Origin of the sequence: Peribacillus frigoritolerans (assembly GCF_001636405.1) — a bacterium.
Lineage (GTDB): Bacteria > Bacillota > Bacilli > Bacillales > DSM-1321 > Peribacillus > Peribacillus frigoritolerans.
Genome location: NZ_KV440950.1, coordinates 1,391,496 through 1,409,617 on the forward strand (window position 1 = coordinate 1,391,496; position 18,122 = coordinate 1,409,617).

An 18,122-nucleotide genomic window follows, 5' to 3' on the forward strand; every position below is an offset into this window, starting at 1 on the left:
GTCTTTGCATTAGGTCCTCATTAGTTGATAGAATGAGTTGTGTTTCTTTGATGAAACTATTAATGTGGAGCGCCATGCTTACCTTTCAACAAATAGAAAGTGGGATTTTATGATTAACCTGGATCAAGTGAGTAAAAATTTTTCACAATTTCAGGCTATTAAGTCTGTTACTTTAACAATACCTAAAGGTGAAATTCATGGAATAATCGGAGCAAGCGGAGCAGGGAAATCAACGCTGCTGCGGCTAATGAATTTGTTGGAGACCCCAGATGCGGGCGAAGTGGAGGTAAACGGCCAAAGCTTGACAACATTGAACAATAAAGCACTTCGAGGGGCACGGAAGTCGATTGGCATGATCTTTCAGCATTTTAATCTTGTGGCAAATAAAACGGTTTATGACAATGTGGCAGCCTCTTTAGAGCTGGCAAATTATCCAAAGAAGGAACGTCGGAGCCGTGTTGCAGAGTGTCTCCAATTTGTCGGATTGGAGGGTGAGATGGAGAGATATCCTGCACAATTAAGCGGGGGACAAAAGCAGCGTGTTGCCATTGCAAGGGCATTGGCAAATAACCCGCAAGTGTTATTATGTGATGAACCGACCTCTTCCCTTGATCCAAATACAACCGCTGAAATATTAGACGTGCTAGAGAACATCAACAAACGCTTCGGTGTGACGATCGTCATTGTTAGTCATGAGCTGGATGTCATTAAAAGTATATGCAATCGTGTATCGATCATGGCAGAGGGGGAGATTTATGACACGGTCATAATCGAACCAACCGGGATTCAAAAAAAGGATAATCGTCCAGAATACTTTATCGAACAATTAGCAGAGAATGGTGGGCTGGGCCATGCCTGAGATTTTAGTTCAATATGAGGCAGAAATTTGGCAGTCAATTGGAGAAACCATTACCATGGTGGGTGTGTCCATTTTAGCTGCGATTTTGATTGGATTGCCTGTCGGGACCTTGCTATTTCTTTCTAGGAAGGGTCATTTGCTTGAAAACCCGTGGGCTTTCTCGATGTTAAATTTACTTGTGAATATTATCCGTTCATTCCCGTTTTTATTATTGGTTGTTTTTTTAATCCCGTTTACAAGGCTCATAATCGGCACAGCCATTGGTACAGCAGCTGCTTGCGTTCCATTAGCGATCATCGCCATTGCCCATTATTCGCGATTGGTCGAGCAATCTTTATTGGATGTTCCAAAGGGTGTGATCGAGGCAGCCATTTCGATGGGGGCTTCCGTTAAGGATGTCATATTTAAATTTCTTTACGTGGAGGCTCGTTCAGGGCTTGTCCTCGGACTAACAACATCGATCATCAGCTTTATTTCTTATTCAACGATCATGGGAGTGGTCGGGGGCGGCGGTATCGGCGACTTTGCCATCAGGTATGGCTACCAGCAGTTTAAAACAGAGCTAATGATTTATATGATTATCATTATGATTATTCTCGTACAGCTTATCCAATTCATTGGAACGGCACTAGCCAGAATGATTGATAAAAGATAAATAATGGAGGGAAACATCATGAAAAAAATACTCTTTCTCATGGCAGCAATTATGTTGTTTTTAGTAGGATGTGGAAAGACGAATGAAGTAAAAGAGAAAGAAAATGCGCAAAATCAGGAAAAGGAAGAGGTAACATTGAAAGTGGCCTCACTCATTCCCCCAATGACGGAAATCCTTGAGCTTGTTAAACCAAAGCTGGCAGAGGAGGGCATTAACCTGGAAATGGTTGTATTAAGTGATAATGTGCAGCCTAACACCGCACTAGCGGCAAAAGAAGTGGATGTGAACTTCTTCCAACACGTTCCATATATGGAGGAATTCAATCGAAACAAAAATGCCGAGCTAGTACCAGTGAAACCCATTTATTTTGCCAATTATGGTGTGTACTCCAAAGAATACGATTCAATGGATGAATTGCCAAAGGGTGCCGTTATTGCCATTGCAAATGATGTATCGAATATCGATCGTTCATTGGCCTTGCTGGCACAGCATAAAGTGATCACTTTAAAGGAAAAAAAAGGTCCATACTATACAATGTCTGATATCACGGAGAACCCGAAAAACTATAAGTTTAAAGAAGTCGATTTATTAATGCTAGCGAGAACGTATGATGAAGCAGATGCGATCGTGATAACACCTGCTTACGCTGCACCGCTTGGTTTGACACCAAAAAATGACGCACTTCTCACAGAAGGTGTTGAAAATGACTTTGCCATTACATTAGTGGCACGCAAGGATAACGTGGATTCCGAGCCAGTCCAAAAGTTGGCCAAGGCCATGACAAGCCCGGAGGTACGCAAATTTTTAGAAGAGAAATATAGTGAAACGGCCATACCGGCATTTTGATTTTGATACAAAGAAAGGGCTATTCCTTCAACAGGAATAGCCCTTATTTACGTTTCAGTTTAACTTTGCAAATTTTGTGGCTCCTGGAAAATTACAAAGCATAAAGAAATATTCTATTATCCTACCTTCTTTATACTATAAATCCGTTTAATAAAAAGTCCCTTCATTTCTTGAATAAATATAGAAACTCTTCTAAAATATATTTAGTCCATAATTTTACAGTGAATAAAAATATTACATAGAAATGAATAAGAAAAGAAGTTGAAAGGACTTTCCATTATGTCGATGATCTACGAATCTCAAACACTAGTTTCTGCCATGCAAACGCGTGTCGGACAATATAAGGACCTAAAGGAACAGCTCATGGAATTAAAAAAAGGATTTGAGAGTATCGTTCATTTGGATGATGAGCTGCAGGGGCAAGGTGCAGAGGCCATTAAAGGGTTTTACAAAGCACAGATCGATGTCGTGGATTCTTGGCTGCGTCTGATCAATCGGCATGTTGCCTTTTTAAGCGGAATTCAAGGAGATACAATCGAAGCGAACCTTAGTGAAACCGTGGTTACTGTTCCTTTTTTAGAGGAAGAGCTGACAAATGCCACCCGAAATTCCAAGGAAATGGTCACAGCCCAGAAAAATGATCTGAAAAAAATATTGGCTGGAATTGATGATATCATTCAGTTAGAGCCTTTTTCCGATGATGCGTTCTTTGAAAATATCGAGAAAGCTGAAACAAAACGGACCGAAACGATAGACAAAGTAAACGAAATCGATCATAAGTGGACGACTGAATATGCCAAATCCGAAGAGGACCAAGCGGCAGTGACGGCACTCATGGAGCAATTGAAAATATCCAGTACAAGGGGAGGAGTAGTATCCCCGCTCTATTTTAATGCAGCAGCTTATAAAAATAGTGAAGCCTATAAAAACCTGGAAGTAAGGAAAAAAGAAACCGCGCAATATCTCAAAGTTAAGAAAGAAGAAGCGGAGAATCGCCGGATCAAAGACTTGAAGGCCCAACTCGATCATGTCACAGATCCCGATGAGTTCCTCAAAATCGCCAAGCAAATCGGATATGAAAACTTAGCGCCCACCCAGCAGCAATATGTCATGCAGCTAGAAGCATCCAAGCAAACCGCAGACATTACAAAAGGAATCGGCGTAGGCCTGTATGATGTAGGTAAAGACTTCGTGACAGGAGTTTGGGACTTTGTCACAGATCCCGGGGAAACAGTTGAAGGTGCAGCAAACTCAATCATGCATCCGATTCAAACCTATAAATATATATCCAAATCCATCTCCGACTCATATGAACGGGATATGGTAAATGGCGATGCCTACTCGCGGGCACACTGGGTATCCTATGCCCTCGGAACAGTCGTCACATCAATAGTCGGAACAAAAGGCGCTGGAGCCATAACGAAGACTGGGGTAGCCACTACAAAAGCGGCTGCAGTAAAAGGCGTTACGAAAGCAAAAGAATTAGCCTCAATTCCCAATCTATTACCTTACAATCCTAAAAACCAACTGTCGTTGGCAGGTGGAGTACCTTATAATGTGGTTAATGGTGTTGGGTTGAAAGAACAGTTAATATCTATGGCTAAAGTTGAGTCTGAGGTTAGTGGTAGGGTTAAATCTGTAAGTGATTATCTTGATGGTATAGGTGAAGCTGGTAATGTCAATGCCATTAAGATGAATAAGCTTAAAAATGCTATTCAAAATAATACTTTTAGTGTAGATGAACTTTCTGAGATTAGTAAAAAGATGTCTGATTTAGGTATTACTAAAGAATATAATGATGTATTAATTAAAATTGATTTTGGTAAATATCTTCGAGGATTAATAGGTGACCCACCTACTGCTATGGTAAATCCACATGCACATCATATTTTATTCAAAAAAGGTCTAGGTGAGGCTCAGCAAAAACTCGTACAAGAAGGGCAAGAAATATTAAGAAAGTACGGTATTGACCCTATAATTGGTAAAGAAAATCTTGTTTGGGCACCAAATAGAATTATGGGGCAACATAATATTGCGGCTTTGGAGAATGTTGTAAATCAATTGAAAGCAGTTGATACGGCAGGTGCAGACATAGATGATATTATTGAAATATTAGAAGACCTTGGAAAACAAGCTGCTTCTAGAAGATAAGAAATAAAGGAGAAATTAAAATGGATAAAGCTCAAATTGCGAAAGACATTAGAGGTGCCATAAAAAGTGGCCAATTGGAAACGTTGAAGAATTCACTTGAGAAAGAACCAGAAATGTTAACATGGGTAACACCCTTTGGTACATGGTTACATATAGCAGCAGCTCATGGGCATTTAGAAATGATAAAATATCTTATTAATGCTGGGATAGATGCTAATGCACAGGGCGGAACTTTTTCTACAAATGCCCTTGAAAGAGCAGCTACAAAAGGCCATTTAGATATTGTCGAATATCTCATTAACCAGAATGTTGAGATTGATACTAGTGAACCAGATAGGAATCCTCTGTTTGCTGCAATATATGGTGGGCATCTTGATATTGTAAAGTATCTTGTTCAGAATGGTATTGATATTACTGTTAAATATACAGGGGATACTATGAAAGATATGGGAGCTTATGAATTTGCTATTGAAAGAGGGCAAACAGAAATTGCTGAATATTTAAAGCAGAAGATAGATGAAAAAGAATAGAAAAGTGACTTTTTAGTTAATGCAATAAAATGGTTACAATGACTTTATAAGTTATTCTATCAAGAACCGGATGAAAGCACTTGGTTGCCTTTTAGGAAACAGGTGCTTTTTGCCTTATAATATGAAGTGTTAAAAAAGGAATAAGGAGCTGTAGTAGCGATTGAAGAAAATCATGCTTCTGTAGTGCCGACCATTATAAGTATGGCCTTCGATTCGCCAATAGTTAAAGACCTTTAGACCATGCTTATCATTTTGAAAAGAAAGCGCAGTAATTAAGGGGAGGCGGAAAAATGAGTAAAAAGTTATCTAAAGAGGAATTAGTTGAACTAGTAAATAAAATATGTAATCCGCAGCTGTCTGATGAAGAAGTAAGTGAATACATAGAAATTTTAGAAGACAATGTTCCTCATCCTTCCCCTAGTGACTTAATTTTTTGGAATGATGAGGATTTATCACCAGAGGAAGTAGTAGAGATTGCCTTAGCATATAAAGAAGAAAAATAAATGTATTTAGAACACGTATGATTAGAACCTTAAATGGCTACTTTTCGTGGGGATACCCTTAATTAATAGGAGTTTTTAAATCAAGATTAGTAGGTGATTTTGGTGAAATATTCAGCTTTACAGGAATTCATTAAAAACTATGGCAAAGTTGATGATTTTACGGGAGGGGTAAGTGAAGACAAAGTTGAAGAAACTGGAAATAAATTACAAGTCGCATTACCGGAAAGCTACAAATGGTTCTTAAAAAACTATGGCTCAGGTGGAAGTTTTGGTATTGATATAATTGGATATGATTTAGTAGGTGCATCAGTAGTGACTGCTACCAAAGATCATCAAAAGTATTATGGTTTAATCGATGGACTTGTGGTTATAGAAGATATTGATGAATTTGCCTATTGTCTCGATACTAATAAAATGAAAGATGGAGAATGCCCGGTCATTATGTGGGATAATCAGGAAGGCTATGGTCGAACGCTTGCCGTTAATTTTTTAGACTATTTAATCGAACGCCTTGAATGGGCAAAAGAAGATTGGTAAAAGCTGAGGGTATTTATCATGCTTTGGCGAGAAAAAACTAGAAAGTATATATTTATATAATTAATAAATGTTGACCTTGATGTACACCTGTTCGACTTGTTTTATGTCCATAAAGTACACATTTATGGATATAAAAAAGCCCTCATAGAATTAAAAAGGGCTTTTTCGTAGGTTTTTTCTATAGAAATATGGTAAATAAAGGGGTGGGGTAGACGTCCCATTTTTAACTCAAAATCACCCATTGATAAATCTTGAAAATAAAGAAATAAAATAGTAGCTATGATTCGGAGGGAAGCTTCCGATTGTCCATCAAGACGCTTTAAGAATTCATAAAAATCATTGGGAATTAGTGAAATACCTTTAAGTTATTTCTAAGGATAAAGGTATTTTTTTTATTGAAGACAATTTGATACTTTTATTACACTCAGTAAATTAACTTTACATTATGGGATTGCAGTTTCTCTATCCACTCGTTTGAGGGTTTTTGATCTGTTACTAATACGTTTATGTTACTAATTTCAAATAGTTTTACAAACGCTACCTTATCAAACTTAGTGTGATCTACAAGCAAGATGTTTGTTCTTGAATTTTTTAGCATAACCTTTTTTAATTCTGCCTCAGGCTCATTAGATTCCGTAACGCCTTTTTCAAGCGATATCCCCTTGCAGCTAAATATATTTACGTCTGCGTTATATCTATTAACAGTTGCTTGAGCTACGGGTCCAATCAAGGAAAGAGATTTTCTTCGCAAATCTCCCCCGGTTGAAATGATTTGATGATGAGAGTCGCCTAACTCATTTAATATCTTTACTGAATTTGTAATTAGCGTTAAGTTTTGCTTTTCATATAATGTTTTGACCAATTCGAAAGTTGTAGAACTAGGATCAACCATCAGTTTGTCACCATCTTTTATCAAATGGTGGATTTTTGAAACAATCGATTGTTTTAATTCTATATTAAGTGAAGTTCTTGTGCTAAATGGTAAATCTTCATTGTTGTAACGGTTAATTATAGCTCCACCATAAGTTCTTGTTACAATCCCTTCTTTATCTAATTTCTCGAGATCTCTTCGAATTGTTTCTTCAGTGACCTCAAACTTTTGACTGAGTTCTGACACATAGACTTTCTTTTCGGTTTGAATTATATCAACTATCTTTTGTAATCTTTCTTTCGGTAACATAATGATCCCCTTTTTTCTTATTATTTTGGTTCGTACACTTTCTGCGATACAGACTTCTTTATAACCTGTCTTGTTTCTGAAAGAGTTGAGAACTCTCCTAATGCATACAGTTGTACCATTATATTTCCCATAACACTAGATTCTAAAGGACCTGCCACTACCTTCTTATTAGTTGCATTTGCAGTCAGTTGGCATAATAATTCGTCTTGAATACCGCCTCCAACCATATGTATCTGACTTATTTTATTACCCGTAATCTTTTCAAGGTTAAGCAACTGTTCCTTGAATTCCCTTGTTAAGCCATTATAGATGGCCAATGCCCACTCCCCTAGATTATTAGGTTCCCCCTGTTTTGTGGAAATGCAATAAGATCTGATAGCTTCAATAATGTTATCCGGTGATAAGAATGAGGGATGATTTGGATTAATATAGAACTTTTCGTCGGTTAACTTGGCAGCTTTAATGATATCAGGAAAATCAATGTTTTTATTATAAATTTGATTATAATTTTTTCTTAATTGCTGCAATAAAAACATACCATTAATATTTTTAAGGAATCTTATTGTGTTAGAAATACCACCTTCATTAGTAAACGACTGAATTAGAGATTTTTCGTTAATAATGGGGTCTTGTCTTTCAAGTCCTAATAAAGACCATGTCCCACAAATTAAATATGCACTATCTTCGTGTTCTAATGGTATTCCAGCTACAGCGCTGGCAGTATCATGGCTGCCTACTGAAATAATTGGAACGGATTTAATGCCTAATTGTTTTGTATGCTTATCAAGTAAATATCCATGAATTTCTCCAGGGGAAATAATTTCCTGAAATATCTTTTTAGGAAATTCCAATTGATTGATTAAGTCAAAATCCCATTGTTTGCTGTATACATTCAATAGTTGACTAGTGGAAGCAATTGTATATTCCGTTTTCATGTTTCCTGTTAAAAAATGATTAAACAAATCTGGCATGAATAATAAATATTCAGCTTTCTTATACAACTCCGGATTGGTTTTAAAATCAGTAAATAATTGATAAACCGTATTAAATGACAAGAATTGTATACCTGTTTTAGAATAGAAATCTTCAAAAGGAATAGGGATTTCATCTGAGATTCCTTTTGTTCTAGTATCTCGATATTGAAAAGGCCAGTGTAAAGGCTTTTCTTCTTTGTCTAAAAGACAATAATCAACTCCCCATGTATCAATTCCAATACTATCAAATTCCCCTATAATTGACGAAGCAGTTGCCAACCCATTTAATATGTGATTATAAAAACTTTTGAGATTCCAATGTACATGATTTTTTATTCGTATTGGTTCATTATTAAACCGGTATATCTCTTCTAATACGACTTTTTCCCCATCATAAATACCTGCAATTAATCTTCCGCTCGATGCTCCAAAATCAAAAGCTAGGCATTTTTTAGATGTATTCATAAAAAATCTCACCATCCCACTATTCAATTTATTCTACTCTAAATTTTATTATTAAAAACAACATAAAACAACATAAAAAAATAATATAAATTTTGTTTTGTGTTGACAACAAAAAAACCTAAGCATAAAATTAACCTAAGAAATAAATATGATAAGGGGATTTAAAATGAGTAGAGCTCAACAAGAACAAAAACTTAAAGAACAAATATGTGACATTGGTAAGAGAATGTATATGAAAGACATGGGTGCAGCGAATGATGGAAACATTTCAGTTAAAATTTCAGAAGATTCGTTACTTTGCACTCCTACAGGAGTATCAAAGGGATTTATGACTCCGGATATGATTTGCAAGATTAATGGTAAAGGAGAAGTAATAGAGGAAAATGCTCAAAACACGAGCCCATCCTCAGAAATTAAAATGCATTTACGTGTATATCAAGAACGTCCAGATGTAAAAGCGGTTGTTCACGGTCATCCTTTACATGCTACGGCTTATGCTATTTGCGGTAAGCCACTTAACAAGCAAATCATGCCAGAATCAACTATCTTCTTGGGAGAAGTACCTGTAGCGGAATATGGGACACCTTCCACTGAAGAGCTGCCTAACTCTATTGTTCCTTACCTTCAAGATCATGATGCTATTTTATTAGCCAATCATGGGGCATTGACGTGCGGGATTGATTTAATGAACGCCTACTTTAAGATGGAATCGATGGAATTCTATGCGAAACTTCTTTTTTTAACCTCTGCAATCGGAGAGCCAAAAGAGTTGACGGATGAACAAGTGAGCACATTAGTTCAATTACGAGAAGAAAAATTCAAAGTTCCTGGTCGTTTCCCTAGCTTAAAGTCATTCCAAAAATGATTGACTGTTAATAATGGGGAGGGTTAATTTTATTAGCTTAGAAAAGACATGGTACAAGTCGGAACTTATGCTTTATTCATTTTTAAATATTTCTATTAATTCGCTAGCTCAATTAAATCACTATTCTTTAAGTAAGGGGATGTATCTAAATGCAGACGACTACAAAGAAGTACAAAATGTTCATTGGTGGAGAGTTTGTTGAATCTAGCTCGAAGGAAACAACACAAGTTGTGAATCCGGCAACAGAAGAAGTAATATCAGAAGTTCCAAAAGGAACCATTGAAGATGTCCGTCGAGCGATCGATTCAGCGGAACAAGCACAAAAGGAATGGGCGAAGCTTCCAGCAATCGAAAGAGGGCAGTATTTACGTGCTATTTCTAAGGAGATTCGTGAAAGTGTGGATGTCTTATCACGTACAATTTCAGAGGAAATGGGGAAAACCCTCTCCCTTGCTGAAACGGAAGTACACTTTACAGCAGACTACATTGATTATATGGCTGAGTGGGCAAGACGTTATGAAGGAGAAATCGTCCAAAGTGATCGTCCAAATGAACATATTTTCGTTCATAAAGTACCAATTGGAGTTATTGCCGGCATTCTGCCTTGGAATTTCCCGTTCTTCTTAATTGCTCGTAAAGCCGCTCCTGCTTTGATTACGGGTAACACCATCGTCTTGAAGCCAAGTGATGTATCCCCTAACAACGCTATAGAATTTGCAAAGATCATTGAAAAAGTGGGATTGCCTAAAGGGGTTATTAACATTGTTACTGGCAGTGGAAGGACGCTTGGTCAAGAGTTATCAGGGAATCCAAAGGTAGGGATGGTCAGCTTGACAGGAAGTTATGATGCTGGAGTTTCTGTTATGCGTTCAGCAGCGGAAAACATCACGAAAGTGTCCTTGGAATTAGGTGGAAAAGCACCGGCTATTGTTATGGATGATGCAGATATAGATTTGGCGGTACGTTCAATAGTCGCTTCTCGTGTGATTAATACCGGGCAAGTATGTAATTGTACAGAGCGTGTTTACGTGCATGAGAAAGTAGCTGACGAATTTATTGAAAAAGTAGTAAAAGTAATGAAACAAACGAAATACGGGAATCCTTTGGTCGATGATAATCTTGATATGGGACCTCTTGTTAGCATGGAAGCCCTAGAATCAGTAGAAAAAATGGTTCAAGAAGCAGTATCCAATGGTGCTAAAGTGCTGATAGGCGGTAAGCGTTCAACTAGAGAAAAAGGCTATTTTTATGAACCAACTATACTTGTAAATGTAAATAATGAGATGGACATTATGCATCAGGAAATCTTTGGTCCAGTACTGCCTATTGCAATCTTTAAGGATTTAGATGAAGCACTAGAATTAGCAAATGATTGCGAATACGGATTGACGTCCTCCATTTTCACACAAAATTTAGATGTTACAATGCGTGCAAGTAATGAATTGCAGTTTGGAGAAACGTATGTCAATCGTGAAAATTTTGAGGCAATACAAGGTTTTCACGCGGGTTGGAAAAAGTCAGGTATCGGCGGTGCAGACGGAAAGCATGGGTTAGATGAGTATTTGCAAACCCATGTTGTATATCTTCAATATAATCGTTAAAACCCTAATTTAAGAGTTTTATATGGATAAGACTTTTTAGATAATATTTTCGAAAATGAGGATAAAGAGAAGGGAGAATTATTATGTCCAATGTACCTGAGAAAATGAAAGCGGTTATATGTTATGGACCTGGTGAATACAAACTTGAAACTGTAGATACACCTTCCCCTGAAGCGGGAGAGATTCTTATTAAGGTAGAAGCCTGTGGTATTTGTGCTGGTGATGTAAAAGCATGGGATGGCGCACCGATGTTTTGGGGGGGAGAGGATGGTCAACCTAGTTATGTAAAAACCCCTGTCATTCCTGGTCATGAATTTGTTGGTACTGTTGTCGAGGTAGGTGAAGGTGTGACAGAGTTTTCTATTGATGACCGTCTCATTTCAGAACAGATTGTACCTTGTAATACATGTCGATTTTGTAAGCATGGACAATACTGGATGTGTGAAAAGCACGATATTTATGGATTTCAGACCAATGTAAACGGCGGCATGTCTGAATATATGAAGTTCCCGGTAAATTCTATAAATCATAAAGTTCCCCATGACCTGCCGATTGAAAAAGCTATATTAATTGAACCATATGCTTGTTCCATGCATGCAGTAAATCGAGCGAATATACAATTAGGAGACTTTGTTGTTATCTCGGGTGCAGGAACGCTCGGATTAGGGATGGTTGCAACTGCGAAATTGAGAGGACCTGGTACACTAGTTGCTATAGATATGCGTGATGATCGTTTAGAACTTGCCAAACGATTTGGAGCTGATATCGTTCTCAATCCATCAAAGGTAGATGTGGTGGCAGAAATCAAAAATATGACAGAGGGTTACGGATGCGATGTATATATTGAAGCAAGTGGTGCGCCAGCAAGTGTTATCCAAGGTTTACATGCAATCCGTAAGCTCGGGCGCTTTGTTGAATTTAGTGTATTTTCCAGTCCTGTAACTGTCGATTGGAGTATTATAGGCGATCGAAAAGAACTTGATATTTTGGGTGCCCACTTAGGACCTTACTGCTATCCGAATGTAATTAACGGTATAGCTTCTGGATCAATTCCTACTGAGGGGGTAGTTACACATAAGCTTCCTCTAGAGGAGTTTGAGAAGGGGTTCAAAATGGTAAAAAAAGGGGTTGATTCTTTGAAGGTTATTTTAATTCCATAGAAGAATAAAGGGGTTCCTCTATTAATATGTAATTCTATTTTGAGCGCACAACTTGTCATGTGATATATGAAATCACGCCTGAAATTGTAATGTGAATATTATCCGAGATAACGACCTGGAACCCCATATTTCTGAGTTTTTTTAGTAAAACACTCTCTATGAAAAAAATGCCAATTATAATCATAATAAAAAAGTACCTTAGGAGGGAAAAACTATGGCTGGAAGTTTATCTACTTCTCAATCAAAGCAAATCTTTGGTCTACCAATAGCTTTAGTTTGGGGATATATTGCTATTGCTTTCTTTATGACAGGTGATGGAATCGAGCAAGCATTTTTATCTAAGTATATAGTAGATTTAGGTTTTTCTACACAACAAGCTTCATTGGTATTTTCAGTATATGGTTTCACTGTTGCCATAGCATCTTGGCTTTCAGGAGTGTTGGCAGAATTAGTAGGACCGCGACGTACAATGATTTTTGGATTTATACTTTGGATTGTTTTTCATATAGGTTTTCTAACTCTAGGTCTTGAACAGGAAAATTTTGCTATGATGATCACTATGTATGGTATACGAGGAATTGCATATCCAATGTTTATTTACGGATTTGTGGTTTGGATTGCATACGCAGCTCCAAAACAAAAGTTAGCTTCTGCGATGGGATGGTTTTGGTGCATGTATTCTGTTGGAATGGGGGTCTTTGGAACTTATCTACCGAGTTTTTCAATCCCAGCTATAGGCGTTATGGGTACTTTATGGATGGCAATAGTCTTTATTGCAATAGGCGGCTTTATGGCAATGTTTTTAATAAAAGACAACTTCGATAGTTATAAAAAAGAAACGAATGTTGAAAATAGCAAATTTCGTGAAGTGTTAAGGGCAATTACAATCGCATATGAAAACCCGCAAATTGCCATTGCTTCAGTTGTGCGAATCATTAATCAAATTTCACTATTCGGATTTGTAGTCATTCTACCAATTGTATTTATTGATCAAATTGGATTTACAATGTCAGAATGGTTACGTATATGGGGAGCAGTATATGCTACCACTATTTTCACAAACCTTATGTGGGGACTTCTAGGAGATAGAATTGGTTGGGTTAGACAGGTAAGATGGTTTGGATGCATAGGTATGGCTATAGCAACATTACTATTTTATTATTTGCCAATGTCTATTGGGCCAAATATGTGGGTAGGATTATTTGTAGCTATTTTCTTTGGATTTGCAATTGCTGCTTTCGTTCCAATGTCTGCTATTTTTCCAACGCTTGAACCAAACCATAAAGGTGCAGCTGTATCTATGCACAATTTATCTGCAGGTTTGAGTAATTTTGTTGGACCTGCCCTAGCAACAGCGATTGTGCCAATTGCAGGTGTGGAAGGCACTATTTGGGCATTTACTATTTTGTATATTTTCGGTTTTATATTAACCTATTTTATGAAAGTAAATCAACCAATGAACAAATTTATAGATGAAAATCATTCAATGGAAATTGCAAAATAAAATGAGCATTTCCCCCTAATTATGAAAGCGTTAACAAAAAGACGGTTTAGAGGAGTGTGAAAATGACTATTTTAAATAAATTTAGTCTTAAGGATAAGGTATCCATTGTAACAGGTGGGGCTATGGGGTTAGGGAAAGCTATGGCTGAAGCTTTGGCACAGGCTGGTTCCCATATTGTCATTGCTGATCTAAATCTTGAGGAATCTAAAAAAACAGCTGAAGAATTCAAACGTAACGAAGGAATGGAAGCCATTGCAATAAGGATGGATGTAACAAAGGAAGATCAAGTAAACGATATGGTAACGAAGGTGATGGACCACTTCGGGAAAATTGATGTGTTGTTTAATAATGCAGGAATCACGGTACATGAAAAAGCTGAAAATATGTCATTTGAGGATTGGAACAAAGTAATAAATATTAACTTGAATGGAGTTTTTTTAGTATCCAAAGCTGTTGGCAAAGTAATGATTGAACAAAAGAAAGGCTCTATAGTGAATATATCTTCTATGTCTGGAATAATTGCCAATACGCCGCAATGCCAATCTTCCTATAACACTTCAAAAGCCGGCGTTATCATGCTTACGAAGAGTTTAGCTATGGAATGGGCTCAACACAATATTAAAGTGAATACAATTGCACCAGGATACATGAAAACAGAACTAACAAAACCATATTTTGAAAGAGGCGGTGAAATGGTTGAAGCTTGGATGAATCTTACTCCAATGGGGAGACCGGGAACCCCGGAAGAATTAGGGGGAATTGCTTTATATTTAGCTTCAGAAGCTTCTTCTTTTGTTACAGGTAGTGTATTTACAGTTGATGGTGGATACACAGCATTGTAATAAGAAAATAAAGAAAAAAGTTAATGTTTCAATCATAATCTATTGGGCTACTATTAGGGACAGGTTTTTCTATTTAGGAGAAACTGTCTTTTTTTTATTATATGTATAATTTCATGCCGTTTAAATCAATCAAGAATATGCAGGTAAGGCTATATCCGTAAATACACTTATACGGACGGATCCTTATTGACGAGGGCTGCATTATTTCTTTTCTCCTTGCTTTGTAAACATCAAATTCTTTATTAAGTGTATAGACACAGTTATACACTTGGTTTTTGATTTTGTTATTTCTAAGAACACTCTTATAAGAGCAAAAGGAAACCAAAGCAGATTCATCCAACGGAAATGCCTCCAGGTTTATATGGAAATTATTTGGGAAGATAAAAGGTATTAGGGGAAGCTGGTAGCTTGTCGAAATGTGCATAAAAGGATGTGGTTATAAATGAATAATGATAAACATCTTAAATCAGAAACTCCAATATTAGGAACAGACCATACTATTTTAGATTTCTGGAAATGGGGATTTTCAAATATTCTAACAAACAACCTAAGGGGAATTTTTGCTGAGTTTTTAATCGGAACTGCTCTTGGCTGTTTAAATCAATTACGAGTTGAATGGGATTCATATGATTTAGTTTATAAAGGCATGAAAATTGAGGTCAAATCTTCTGCGTATATCCAAGCATGGCATAAAGAAAAATATTCAAACATCAGTTTTAGTATTGGGGCAAAAAAAGAATATGATTATACAACAAATAAATATAACCCGACCGTAAAACGGAATGCTGATATATATGTATTTTGTTTACTAAAAGAAAAAAATCATGAAATAATTGAACCATTAAATATGAAACAATGGGATTTTTACGTTGCATTAACTAAAGACTTAGATATATATTTTCCTAATCAAAAAACAATATCTTTAAATTCACTAAAAAAAATAGCTCACCCAAGTACATATGAAGAATTAAAACAGATAATAGATGGTCTATTGTAGGGATATGTTACTAAAAGGGGGCAAGCAGGTAAATCCAGCTAGAAATTAGGTAATGCAAAAGCCCCTCAAAATAAACGTAGCAGAAGAACTAAAAGTAAAAGCAGCGATTGGAATAGTAATGGTAGACCTTGGACCCTCAGTCCATACTCATTACACCTATAGAATATAAAAAAACAGGATAAAGGACACTTTTTATGTGTGTTCGTTATCCCGGATATTGTTAAGGGGATTATGCCCTTTTTTTAGTGTATGGAAATCTAACTGTGACCAAGGTAGCATATATAAAAAAGATTTGGAGAAAAGTACGTGAAAACGATTCTATTCTGGCTGTAAACTTCATTTTTAAAAATAAGTTTAACATCTAATTATTTCTAAAGATGTAATTCAGTTTTATACAATTGTTTTATCCTATTTAATTATTATAATTTCCTTAAAATAGATCAAATTGCTTACAAAGTAGATGGATAGTTGTATAATATTAACACTATGAGATAGTAAAATGATACCTGATGATATAATAAGTGGTTATAATTACAGTTTTAAGCAAAACGGTATCAAAAGCAGAAAAGGGTAGGTTACAAGTAGATCTGCAAGGAAAAGCTTAAGTAGCCTATAGAGTTCGTTGAAGAAATTTAATTATTTGACTCAAATTATTATAAGTATTAACCATTTATATGGTTTTAATAAACAGTGAAAATACCTGTATTTTTTATTTACGTTTAAAGTATCTATTTATAGAAAAAAGGGGATGTTAGGAAAAAATGTCGTCGAATCCTTTCGTGGACTATCTTAACCAATTTAACGTTTTGTCACCTAATCATTCAAAAATATACGATGAGTATACTTATGAAGCCAACGGGAATAATTTTTCTTTTACCATAGAAACTAAAATTGAGTCTCATTTAATCTCTATATTTAAAAATGAGCCTCATAGTGTAATTTTAACTGGGAATGCCGGAGATGGAAAAACGAGACTTTGTCGTTCTATTTACAATAATTTTAGCACTTCTGAATTGAATGACTGGCCTGACGAAGGGATTATTGACCTTAAGTTTGATAAAGGTATTATTCGATTTGTAAAGGATTTATCTGAGCTTAAGGAAGAGGTTATTGAAAATGAATTATCAAAATTACAGAGCTATATACAAAATAATCATCAAGAAAAAATTTATTATTTAATTGCAGCAAATGAGGGAAAGTTAACAAAATTTTTATCTCAAAACTCCCAGATGAATTACTTGAAAGAAAGTGTCAGGGAGAGACTGAAGACTTATACAAATAACACTCAACAATTTAGTATTTTTAATCTATTAGATGTTACTTCTTCATTATATGTAGATAAAGTCCTCGAAGAATGGAATAAAGAATCTAATTGGGAGCTATGTAGTAGTTGTACTAGAAAAAAAACTTGCATTATACAATTCAATCATGAAAAGACATCTAAAGAGCAGGTAAAAGATAGATTAGTAGAACAATATAGATTGCTAGATTATCTAGGTACTCATATTACAATGAGGGAATTGCTTATCCACATAAGTTATGTTCTAACCGGTGGTTTCGATTGTTCAGATATTCAGAATGCAAGGCATGGTGAATTGGCAAAGCAAATGGATAGACCTTTTTATGAGAATTTTTATGGTCATGGAATAGAAGCAGAAGCTTTTTCGGAAATGAGAGCATTGAAAGCTTTTAGAGAAGTGGACCCCGGTAATTACTCTATTTCAAATATTGATGATTTTATCGTAAATGGAGATTTAAGCAGTAATAAAAAGCTTGAAGAAATTCATAGAGAAATTTTTAACGCCGACCTTGACTTAAAGTTAGGTTATTTTATAAAAAAATTAGATATCTATAGGAACCATAACAAAGAAAGCAATGATAATTTTGTCGATGAGTGGATAAATAAATTAAGAAGAAAATTCTACTTCGAGTTTCCTGAGGAAAGTCTGTTTAATAGAAAAAGTCTTATACCTTTTGATTATATAACAGATTTTGGAGAGTTATTTGATAATGCCCATAAACAGGGAAAGATAAAAAAAGCCCTTATAACAGGACTTAATAGAGCATTTTCTAAAAAGTTGGTGGATCCTTCAAGCGACCTATTAGCTACAAATGATAACTTAATGATTCATGGGACATATAAAATGAGAAACTTAAAAATATTACCTGAAAATGCTCGCCTTGAAATGGATCATAGGGCTTCTAAGTTTTTTTTGTCAGTAGATGAAATTTTAATACCAATGGACTTACATTTATTTGAGTATTTAATGAGGTTAAATTCAGGAAATACTCATAATCTATTAAGAGAAGATGTAGAAATTTTGCTGGATACATTTAAAAATGAGTTGATAAAATTTTCTGAACCAGATCCAGATTACTTGAGTATTCTTAGATATGATAATGACAAAGGAATGTATATAGAGGATGAAATTTTAATCCCATAGGGGGCGATA

The 18,122-nt window shown here is 35.8% G+C and carries 16 protein-coding genes; 14 read left to right on the forward strand and 2 right to left on the reverse strand.

The genetic code is table 11. The features are described 5' to 3' along the window. Positions 1-109 precede the first annotated feature (109 nt). The 7 genes from A6755_RS06875 (at position 110) to A6755_RS06905 (ending at position 6,081) form a co-directional block, all read left to right on the forward strand. Positions 110-859: a methionine ABC transporter ATP-binding protein gene (locus A6755_RS06875; protein ID WP_063590210.1), complete on the forward strand. Its 750-nt coding sequence runs from the start codon at positions 110-112 to the stop codon at positions 857-859. Continuing rightward, positions 852-1,514, forward strand: a complete 663-nt coding sequence (locus tag A6755_RS06880) for a methionine ABC transporter permease (RefSeq protein ID WP_063590211.1) — start codon at positions 852-854, stop codon at positions 1,512-1,514. The genes A6755_RS06875 and A6755_RS06880 overlap by 8 nt, the downstream gene beginning before the upstream one ends. 18 nt (positions 1,515-1,532) lie before the next feature. Next, positions 1,533-2,360, forward strand: coding sequence for a MetQ/NlpA family ABC transporter substrate-binding protein (locus A6755_RS06885; protein WP_063590212.1), 828 nt, complete (start codon positions 1,533-1,535; stop codon positions 2,358-2,360). Positions 2,361-2,639: 279 nt separating this feature from the next. After that, positions 2,640-4,511 carry a T7SS effector LXG polymorphic toxin gene (locus tag A6755_RS06890; RefSeq protein WP_063590213.1) on the forward strand — a complete coding sequence of 624 codons (1,872 nt, stop codon included), beginning with the start codon at positions 2,640-2,642 and terminating at the stop codon, positions 4,509-4,511. A 20-nt stretch (positions 4,512-4,531) separates the two neighbouring features. Continuing rightward, entirely contained in the window at positions 4,532-5,041 is a 510-nt protein-coding gene (locus A6755_RS06895) for an ankyrin repeat domain-containing protein (RefSeq protein WP_063590214.1), read from the forward strand. Between the two features lie 290 nt (positions 5,042-5,331). Next, positions 5,332-5,544, forward strand: a complete 213-nt coding sequence (locus A6755_RS06900; RefSeq protein ID WP_063590215.1) for a bacteriocin immunity protein — start codon at positions 5,332-5,334, stop codon at positions 5,542-5,544. Between the two features lie 102 nt (positions 5,545-5,646). Further along, positions 5,647-6,081 carry an SMI1/KNR4 family protein gene (locus A6755_RS06905; protein WP_063592473.1) on the forward strand — a complete coding sequence of 145 codons (435 nt, stop codon included), beginning with the start codon at positions 5,647-5,649 and terminating at the stop codon, positions 6,079-6,081. Between the two features lie 424 nt (positions 6,082-6,505). On the opposite strand, the gene A6755_RS06910 is transcribed toward A6755_RS06905, so the two are convergent. Together A6755_RS06910 and A6755_RS06915 are read right to left on the reverse strand one after the other, a co-directional pair. After that, a complete protein-coding gene (locus A6755_RS06910; protein WP_063590216.1) occupies positions 6,506-7,261 on the reverse strand; it encodes a DeoR/GlpR family DNA-binding transcription regulator in 756 nt (251 codons plus the stop codon). Between the two features lie 20 nt (positions 7,262-7,281). Next, on the reverse strand, positions 7,282-8,700 hold the full coding sequence (locus tag A6755_RS06915) for a rhamnulokinase (RefSeq protein ID WP_063590217.1): 1,419 nt from the start codon (positions 8,698-8,700) through the stop codon (positions 7,282-7,284). A gap of 166 nt (positions 8,701-8,866) precedes the next feature. Here A6755_RS06915 and A6755_RS06920 point away from each other — a divergent pair, with 166 nt between their 5' ends. The 7 genes from A6755_RS06920 to A6755_RS06950 all read left to right on the forward strand — a co-directional run bounded on the left by A6755_RS06920 (position 8,867) and on the right by A6755_RS06950 (position 18,113). Next, positions 8,867-9,565: a class II aldolase/adducin family protein gene (locus A6755_RS06920; RefSeq protein ID WP_063590218.1), complete on the forward strand. Its 699-nt coding sequence runs from the start codon at positions 8,867-8,869 to the stop codon at positions 9,563-9,565. A gap of 149 nt (positions 9,566-9,714) precedes the next feature. Continuing rightward, positions 9,715-11,166, forward strand: a complete 1,452-nt coding sequence (gene aldA / locus A6755_RS06925; protein WP_063590219.1) for an aldehyde dehydrogenase — start codon at positions 9,715-9,717, stop codon at positions 11,164-11,166. Positions 11,167-11,249: 83 nt separating this feature from the next. Then, complete coding sequence (locus tag A6755_RS06930) at positions 11,250-12,326, forward strand: MDR/zinc-dependent alcohol dehydrogenase-like family protein (protein WP_063590220.1); 1,077 nt, start codon at positions 11,250-11,252, stop codon at positions 12,324-12,326. 214 nt (positions 12,327-12,540) lie between these two features. Further along, positions 12,541-13,830 carry an MFS transporter gene (locus A6755_RS06935; protein ID WP_063590221.1) on the forward strand — a complete coding sequence of 430 codons (1,290 nt, stop codon included), beginning with the start codon at positions 12,541-12,543 and terminating at the stop codon, positions 13,828-13,830. A gap of 62 nt (positions 13,831-13,892) precedes the next feature. Further along, a complete protein-coding gene (locus tag A6755_RS06940) occupies positions 13,893-14,672 on the forward strand; it encodes an SDR family NAD(P)-dependent oxidoreductase (protein ID WP_063590222.1) in 780 nt (259 codons plus the stop codon). A 442-nt stretch (positions 14,673-15,114) separates the two neighbouring features. Next, entirely contained in the window at positions 15,115-15,669 is a 555-nt protein-coding gene (locus A6755_RS06945; protein WP_063590223.1) for a hypothetical protein, read from the forward strand. Between the two features lie 761 nt (positions 15,670-16,430). Beyond that, on the forward strand, positions 16,431-18,113 hold the full coding sequence (locus A6755_RS06950; RefSeq protein ID WP_063590224.1) for a hypothetical protein: 1,683 nt from the start codon (positions 16,431-16,433) through the stop codon (positions 18,111-18,113). The last annotated feature ends 9 nt before the right edge of the window (positions 18,114-18,122 follow it).